The sequence below is a fragment of the Bradyrhizobium hipponense genome, assembly GCF_008123965.1.
Lineage (GTDB): Bacteria > Pseudomonadota > Alphaproteobacteria > Rhizobiales > Xanthobacteraceae > Bradyrhizobium > Bradyrhizobium hipponense.
Genome location: NZ_VSTH01000266.1, coordinates 1 through 6973, shown reverse-complemented (window position 1 = coordinate 6973; position 6973 = coordinate 1). Strand labels below are relative to the sequence as shown.

The window sequence follows — 6973 nt, the reverse complement described above, 5'->3', positions numbered from 1 at the left end:
CGGTCTTCCCTGCGCCCTTGTGTCCGAAAAATCTGGCAGAATGTGTGAACGGGCGGTTGGATCAGAACCGCCCGTTGCTGGAACTGAGCCCGTTGCGCCCAAAGGCCGTTGAGCCTGTGTCAGAGCGAGGGACAGCTCCGGTGTCTTCCTCAACCCGAACAGTTGCAAGGGCTTCGAGCCCGAACCGAGCAAGGAAGGGAGTGGATGATGGCACAAAATGATCTCGTTGTCGTGGGTATCGATGTCTCCAAGGATAAGGTGGATGCATGCATTCGCTCGTTGTCGCTGCGGCAGACCTTCCTGATACCCCAGGGGCATCGCAAGCTGGTTGCCTGGCTGCGCAAGCACCAAGTTGACAAGGCGGTGATGGAGGCGAGCGGCGGCTATGAGCGTGCGTGGGCTAAGGTGTTGCGCGAAGCCGGCATCGAGGTGCGGATCGTCGATCCCAAGCGGGTCCGCAGCTTCGCGCTGTCGGCGGGGCGGCTGGCCAAGAACGATGCGATCGACGCGGAGATGATCGCCTGGTTTGCCGAGACATTCAGCGAGGCGCCGAGCCAGAAACACGATGCGGCACATGAGGAACTGCGGACCTTGGTGAAGGCGCGCCTAAGTCTGATTGATGCGAGGATTCGCTTGGTCAGCCAGGGCGAGCATGCCGCGCCGGGATTGGTTCAGAAGGCGCATGCCCGCATCTTGAAGAGCCTGGCCGGCGAGATTGCCAAGCTCGAAGCCGCCATCTGTGCCAAAATCAAGTCCATGCCGGATTTTGCCGAACGCACCGAGATCATCGAGAGTGTGCCGGGGTTCGCCGAGACGAGTTCGGCAAATCTCGTGGCCGGGATGCCGGAACTCGGCCAGGTGAGCGGCGAGATTGCCGCGGCCTTGATCGGCATCGCCCCTTATGACGACGACAGTGGAAAGCATCGTGGCGAGCGCCACATCAAGGGTGGCCGCCGCTGGGTCCGTAACGCCATCTACATGCCCTGTGTTGGCGCAGCAACCCAGAACAATCCGGTTCTAAAGGCCTACTATCAGCGCCTGATTGCCAAAGGAAAAGAACCGAAGGTTGCCATCATCGCCTGCATGCGCAAGCTAATCGTCATCCTCAACACGATGATCGCACGACGACAAAAATGGGATCCCAGCCGCTATGCGGTGAACTGATCGAGCGCGCCTTTACCACGCTCGGTCCTCGGCCGAGCGCTTGCAAAGCCAACAGACCGGTGAGCGGACGGGGTCAAGGCCGTAGCCGCCGCAGGCGGGGGCGCGCCAGCGCCAGCCTTGAGGCCGGCCGATCACCGGGCTACTTCGCCACAGTTGCTCTTCACAGAAGCGGGCAAAAGGATCGCGCAAAACTCGGGCATTTTCCGCCGCGAGAATGCCGCTGCATGTCTTGCTTTTGGACGTCTCGCCGAAAATGAAATGGTGCTGCCAGACAGGATTGAACTGTCGACCTCTCCATTACCAATGGAGTGCTCTACCACTGAGCTACGGCAGCAGGTGCTGGGATTGAGAATCGACCGCCACGAGGGGCCTACCAAGCGGGGCGATATCTGCCACAAGGCCCCCCTCTGTGCAAGCGCACCGGCCCGGCCAAATCGATAAAATCGGCCCTGGTGCGCGCCGAAAGCGGCCATTTTCCCTCGAAATGACCGGTTTTGGTCGGATTTCGTGCCGTAGCGTCCCCAGCCAAATGGGCAGTTGGCGGCGTCCGCGAATTCGACGAAATCTGACGGCTTCGTTGTCGCGGCTGGTCAAAGCGCCTTGAGCTGTCGCTATTCGATGGCATCCTGATTCGATGGCGTCTTCAATGGCATCCTGGGCCGGCCAATGCGATGGGTTGCAAATGACCGACGAGAACGACAAGAGGCGAGCGGTTGACCAGCGGCAGGACCGGCTGAAATCGGCGCTGCGCGAAAATTTGAAGCGGCGGAAGCTGCAGGCGCGCGAACGCGCCGCAACGACCGCCCCCTCGCAGAATGACGATGGTTCCTTAAGTAAGGGGACCGCCGGCAAGAACGACAATTAGAATTCCGGCGGTTGGATTTTTTGGAGTGAATGAGAGTGGCAATGGGGCAGGACGGACCGGAACGAGCTGACAGGGACGCGCAGATGTTGCGGTTCTCCCGTCCGGAGCAGACATTCCCGACACTGACGGCCGCCGAGATCGAGCGCATGCGGCATTTCGGCGAGCTCCGCAGCTACGCCGATGGCGAGCTCATGTTCGAAACCGGCAAGCCGGGGCCGGGCATGTTCGTGGTGCTGAAGGGGCATGTCGCCATTACCCAGCGCGACGGGCTCGGTCACGTTACCCCGGTGATCGACCAGGGACCGGGCCAGTTTCTCGCCGAGCTCAGCCAGCTCTCGGGGCGGCCGGCGCTGGTCGATGGCCGCGCCGAGGGCGAGGTCGAGACGCTGCTGCTGCCGCCGGATCGGCTGCGCGCACTTCTGGTCGCCGAGGCCGAGCTCGGCGAGCGCATCATGCGTGCGTTGATCCTGCGCCGGGTCAGCCTGATCCAGGCCGGCGTCGGCGGCATCGTGCTGATCGGGCCGTCGCATTCGGCCGGCGTGGTCCGCTTGCAGGGCTTTCTAACCCGCAACGGCCAGCCGCATCATCTGCTCGATCCCGACCGCGAGCGCGACGCCGCCGAATTGATCGCGCGCTATTCGCCCAAGCCCGAAGACTGGCCGCTGGTCGTCACCGCCGACGGCACGGTGCTGCGCAATCCCGGCGAAACCGAGCTCGCGCGCAGCATCGGCATGATCGGCGGGCCGAAGAACGATCGGATCTACGACGTCGCGATCGTCGGCAGCGGGCCGGCGGGCCTTGCGACCGCGGTGTATGCCGCCTCCGAAGGTCTGTCGGTCGCCGTGCTCGACACCCGCGCCTTCGGCGGCCAGGCCGGCGCCAGCGCGCGCATCGAGAACTACCTCGGCTTTCCGACCGGCATCTCGGGAATGGCGCTGACGGCGCGCGCCTTCAACCAGGCGCAAAAATTCGGTGCCGACATAATGATTCCGGTGACCGCCAAGTCGCTCGACTGCACGCGGGGCGACGGCGCATTTTCGGTCGAGCTCGACGGCGGCGACGTGCTGCGCTCGCGCGCGGTCGTCGTTGCCAGCGGCGCGCGCTATCGCCGGCCGGAGATCGCGAACCTCGACAAGTTCGAAGGTCGCGGCGTCTGGTACTGGGCCTCGCCGGTCGAGGCGCGGCTCTGCGCCGGCGACGAAGTGGCATTGGTGGGCGCCGGCAATTCGGCGGGACAGGCGGCGGTGTTCCTGTCGGGCCATGCCAAGAAAGTGCTGATGATCATCCGCGGCGGCGGTCTCGGCGCCAGCATGTCGCGCTATCTCATCGAGCGCATCGAAGCGACGCCCAACATCGAGCTGCTGTTCAACACCGAGATCACGGCGCTCGAGGGCGACGAAGCCTCGCTGCTGCGGCGCATCCGCTTGAAGAGCCGGCTGTCGAGCGACGAGGATTTTGCCGACGTCCGCAATCTCTTCCTGTTCGTCGGCGCCGATCCCGCCACCGGCTGGCTCGACGGCTGCGGCGTGACGCTCGATCGCGGCGGCTTCGTCGTCACCGGCGGACAATCCGAGCAGAACCAGGGCCGGCTCGTCGCGCCGCTGGAGACCTCCGTGCCCGGCGTCTACGCCGTCGGCGACGTTCGCTCCGGCTCGGTCAAGCGCGTCGGCGGCGCCATCGGCGAGGGCGCGCAGGTCGTAGCCTCCCTCCACGGCTTCCTCGGCGACGCCGCAAAACCGGCGCTTTAGCCAAGCAGAAGACAAGCGGACGGAAAGAGGAATGACACTTGCGATTTTGCCGCGTCCCACGGACTATCCCCTCATCCTGAGGAGCGCGCTCTTGCGCGCGTCTCGAAGGATGAAGGCCCGGAACGAAGAGCCGGGCCTGCATGGTTCGAGACGGCGCTGACGCGCCTCCTCACCATGAGGGTCTAAATACAACAAGCTTCAAGGGAGGAACTAAATGGCTGAACTCGTCGTGCTCTACAAGACGCCCAAGGATACTGCTGCCTTCGACAAGCATTATGCCGAGACCCACATACCGATCGCCAAGAAACTTCCCGGCCTGAAAAAATACGCCGTCAGCACCGGGCCGGTCGGCTCCCCCGCTGGGCCTTCCGGAATCCACCTTGTCGCCATTCTCACCTTCAACAGCGTGGCCGACATCCAGGCGGCCTTCGGCAGCGCAGAGGGCAAGGCGGCAGCGGGCGATGTGCCGAAATTCGCCACCGGCGGCGCCGACCTCCTGATCTTCGACACCAAGGAAGTCTAAGACGCGCACGAGGCGCTTCGCGCATCACGAGGCGTCTTCGCCAATCTGATTCAACTTTCGTCAAGCTCCGAAGATTCGTAGCCCGGATGGAGCAAAGCGCAATCCGGGACAGCACCATCCGCTCGCGTGATCCCCGGATTGCGCTGCGCTCCATCCGGGCTACAAACTGCTGTCATTTATGACAGCGCTGCAAAAAATTCAGCCATGCGTTTGTCGATTCGCACGATCACGCATGGCGCGCGCGCATGTGTGATGCCGGCGCATGTGGCAATTCGATGAGCAGCGTAATATTAATCTCCCGAACTCAATGCAGAGACTAGGAGAGATGTCATGGTTCTTGGGTTGAGCCTGCCCGCCTTCACGATGCTCCATGTCATCATCAGCCTGATAGGCATCGTCGCCGGCCTCGTCGTGATGTTCGGCCTGCTCGGCTCGAAGCCGTTGCCGGGCCTCACCGCGATCTTCCTGTTGTTCACGATCCTCACCAGCGCCACCGGCTTCCTGTTTCCGTTCAAGGAGCTGCTGCCGTCGCATATCATCGGCATCATCTCGCTGGTGCTGCTTGCGATCGCCTGCATCGCACTCTACGGCATGAAGCTCTCGGGCACTTGGCGTCCGGTCTACATCGTGACCGCGATGATCTCGCTCTACTTCAACGTCTTCGTGCTGGTGATCCAGTCGTTCCTCAAGGTGCCGGCGCTGGCCGCGCTCGCGCCCGCCGTGCCGCCGGCGCCGCCGTCGGGGCCGGTGTTCGCCGTGGTGCAGGGCATCGTGCTGGTGTTCTTCGTGGTGTTGACCATCGGCGCCTGGCGCCGCTACCGGCCGATGACGTTCGCCTGATCGATTCTCGCGTTCAACAAATTCCAGCCTCCGGAGGCACGCATCCGATATGGGCGTGCCACGCAATGACGTTTCACGAAAGGAGCCACGCAAATGCCCACCATCACCACCAAGGACGGCGTCGAGATCTTCTACAAGGATTGGGGAAGTGGCCAGCCGATCGTGTTCAGCCATGGCTGGCCGCTGTCGTCGGACGACTGGGACGCGCAGATGATGTTCTTCGTCACCCGCGGCTACCGCGTCATCGCCCATGACCGCCGCGGCCATGGCCGCTCGGCGCAGGTCGCCGACGGCCACGACATGGATCACTATGCCGACGACCTCGCGGCCGTGACGGCGCATCTCGACCTCAAGAACGCCATCCATGTCGGCCATTCCACCGGCGGCGGCGAAGTCGTGCACTACATCGCCCGCCATGGCGAGAGCCGGGTGGCGAAGGCCGCGATTCTCTCGGCGGTGCCGCCGCTGATGGTGAAGACGGAGGCCAATCTCGGCGGCCTGCCGAAGAGCGTGTTCGACGATTTCCAGGTCCAACTCGCTGCCGGCCGCTCGGCTTTCTACCGCGACATCGCCGCCGGCCCGTTCTACGGCTACAATCGTCCCGGCGCAAAACCGTCGGAAGCGGTGATCCAGAACTGGTGGCGCCAAGGCATGATGGGCGGCGCGAAGGCGCATTACGACGGCATCGTCGCGTTCTCGCAGACCGACTTCACCGAGGACCTGAAGAAGATCAACGTGCCGGTGCTGGTGATGCACGGCGACGACGACCAGATCGTGCCCTACGCCGATTCCGCGCCGCTGTCGGCCAAGCTGCTCAAGCACGGTACCCTGAAGACCTACAAGGGCTTTCCGCACGGCATGCCCACCACGCACGCCGAGACCATCAGCGCCGACCTGCTGGCGTTCTTCAAGGAGTGACTCTTCTTCCTTCTCCCCTTGTGGGAGAAGGTGGCGCGAAGCGCCGGATGAGGGGTTGTATCCTCGCATTCATTTGCGAGAGGTGCGCTCGCGGAGACAACCCCTCACCCGTCTCACCGCTGCGCGGCGAGCCACCCTCTCCCACAAGGGGAGAGGGGAAGCGACCTCACTTCAACAGCCCCCTGATCGCCTCGAACGTTCGCCTCACGAAAGCCTCGGGCTTGTCGCGCGTGCCTTCGCCGAACCAGATCTCGCCGCCGCCATGCTGTGGGAGCGACGCTGACCGGTGTATCCTTCATGGTCGGGCATCGATTCCGGCGAGCGCATGGTTTTCGCGGAAATTTCGACGCCCGCGCGCGTTGAGCCGCATCCGTCCTCAAGGAGAAGTGCCGGCGATGTCTCCACCGCTCAAACTGATCGCGCTCGATGCCGACGATCTCGCCGTGATCTCCGCCCATGTCCAGGACGCCCGCGTGCTGACCTCGAACATCATTTGGCGGCAAAGCGAGAAGCGGCTCGTCGTCGGCATGAGCCGGCTGGACTGGGAACAAATGCTGGAGGGTGAGGCCGAGCCGCGCCGGCTGGTCGCGGCCTTGCGCTTCGACCGCGTGCTTGCCTGCAAGTCGCGCAATATCGACCTTGCCGCACTGGATAAGGTCCTGGACCTCGTCGGCATCGAGTTTCACCCCGCCGACGGCCGCGACGAGGAGCCTGGCGGCAGCGCGCTGCTCCTGTTCGCCCAAGGCGGCGCCGTTCGCCTCGACGTCGAGTGCCTGGAATGCGAGCTGACTGACCTTGGGGTGGACCAGTTGGGGATGGGACTGGGGATCGAGGACGAGGCGTAGCCGGTAAGGGGCCGAAATCCGCGCCACATTTCCGCTGTCGTGCTGGCGAACGCCCATTGGCGCTAAAATA

The 6973-nt window shown here is 63.7% G+C and carries 7 protein-coding genes and 1 tRNA gene; 7 read left to right on the top strand and 1 reads right to left on the bottom strand.

The window, feature by feature from the left end:
• Window positions 1–204 precede the first annotated feature (204 nt).
• Window positions 205–1164: an IS110 family RNA-guided transposase gene (locus tag FXV83_RS41565; RefSeq protein ID WP_148745783.1), complete on the top strand. Its 960-nt coding sequence runs from the start codon at window positions 205–207 to the stop codon at window positions 1162–1164.
• A gap of 259 nt (window positions 1165–1423) precedes the next feature.
• Here FXV83_RS41565 and FXV83_RS41560 read toward each other — a convergent pair.
• Window positions 1424–1498: transfer RNA gene (locus tag FXV83_RS41560), tRNA-Thr, on the bottom strand.
• Window positions 1499–1846: 348 nt separating this feature from the next.
• Here FXV83_RS41560 and FXV83_RS41555 point away from each other — a divergent pair.
• From FXV83_RS41555 to FXV83_RS41525, 6 genes are all read left to right on the top strand, one after another.
• On the top strand, window positions 1847–2029 hold the full coding sequence (locus FXV83_RS41555) for a hypothetical protein (protein WP_148745782.1): 183 nt from the start codon (window positions 1847–1849) through the stop codon (window positions 2027–2029).
• Window positions 2030–2112: 83 nt separating this feature from the next.
• A complete protein-coding gene (locus FXV83_RS41550) occupies window positions 2113–3777 on the top strand; it encodes an FAD-dependent oxidoreductase (protein ID WP_430648986.1) in 1665 nt (554 codons plus the stop codon).
• A 214-nt stretch (window positions 3778–3991) separates the two neighbouring features.
• The gene (locus tag FXV83_RS41545; protein WP_148745780.1) at window positions 3992–4300 is read left to right on the top strand and encodes an EthD family reductase; all 309 of its coding nucleotides are present in this window, start codon (window positions 3992–3994) and stop codon (window positions 4298–4300) included.
• 330 nt (window positions 4301–4630) lie between these two features.
• Window positions 4631–5140: a hypothetical protein gene (locus FXV83_RS41540; protein WP_148745779.1), complete on the top strand. Its 510-nt coding sequence runs from the start codon at window positions 4631–4633 to the stop codon at window positions 5138–5140.
• Window positions 5141–5233: 93 nt separating this feature from the next.
• Complete coding sequence (locus FXV83_RS41535; RefSeq protein ID WP_148745778.1) at window positions 5234–6058, top strand: alpha/beta fold hydrolase; 825 nt, start codon at window positions 5234–5236, stop codon at window positions 6056–6058.
• Between the two features lie 395 nt (window positions 6059–6453).
• Window positions 6454–6903, top strand: coding sequence for a DUF2948 family protein (locus tag FXV83_RS41525; RefSeq protein ID WP_187436546.1), 450 nt, complete (start codon window positions 6454–6456; stop codon window positions 6901–6903).
• Window positions 6904–6973 lie beyond the last annotated feature (70 nt).

Coding starts and splice junctions, on each gene's coding strand:
- FXV83_RS41565 (WP_148745783.1), top strand. CDS start 205: ATGATGGCACAAAATGATCTCGTTGTCGTGGGTATCGATGTCTCCAAG.
- FXV83_RS41555 (WP_148745782.1), top strand. CDS start 1,847: ATGACCGACGAGAACGACAAGAGGCGAGCGGTTGACCAGCGGCAGGAC.
- FXV83_RS41550 (WP_430648986.1), top strand. CDS start 2,113: ATGTTGCGGTTCTCCCGTCCGGAGCAGACATTCCCGACACTGACGGCC.
- FXV83_RS41545 (WP_148745780.1), top strand. CDS start 3,992: ATGGCTGAACTCGTCGTGCTCTACAAGACGCCCAAGGATACTGCTGCC.
- FXV83_RS41540 (WP_148745779.1), top strand. CDS start 4,631: ATGGTTCTTGGGTTGAGCCTGCCCGCCTTCACGATGCTCCATGTCATC.
- FXV83_RS41535 (WP_148745778.1), top strand. CDS start 5,234: ATGCCCACCATCACCACCAAGGACGGCGTCGAGATCTTCTACAAGGAT.
- FXV83_RS41525 (WP_187436546.1), top strand. CDS start 6,454: ATGTCTCCACCGCTCAAACTGATCGCGCTCGATGCCGACGATCTCGCC.